Consider the following 279-nt stretch of genomic DNA (forward strand, 5'->3'; position numbering starts at 1 on the left):
GGTCAGCTGATTAAATAAGGTGGTCTTGCCGGAATTAGGATTACCAATTAAACCAACGGTTAATTTTTGCATATTTCAGACTCTTGTGCCGGGCCAGCCGTTATTGTGCAACCGCTTCCAGTTCGATTAAGGCGAGATCTTTTTTGCGTAATACCAGACTGACGCGTCGGGTTTCAATATGAACAGGATCGCCGAGCGGCGCCACGCGAACCACATGAAAAGAGGAACCGGGCAGCATGCCGAGGGAGAGCAGTTTCTGACGGTATGCTGGGCTAATAT

Annotated in this window: 2 protein-coding genes; both read right to left on the reverse strand. The window is 49.1% G+C overall.

The window, feature by feature from the left end:
* Window positions 1-72 (reverse strand): FeoB small GTPase domain-containing protein (locus tag ACNQ0T_RS24140; protein WP_417930490.1); only part of this gene is annotated, 72 nt, incomplete at its 3' end.
* 28 nt (window positions 73-100) lie between these two features.
* On the reverse strand, window positions 101-277 hold the full coding sequence (gene feoA, locus ACNQ0T_RS24145) for a ferrous iron transporter A (protein ID WP_417930491.1): 177 nt from the start codon (window positions 275-277) through the stop codon (window positions 101-103).
* Window positions 278-279: the final 2 nt, after the last annotated feature.

Origin of the sequence: Enterobacter cloacae complex sp.6700776 (genome assembly GCF_048284255.1) — a bacterium.
GTDB lineage: Bacteria > Pseudomonadota > Gammaproteobacteria > Enterobacterales > Enterobacteriaceae > Enterobacter > Enterobacter intestinihominis.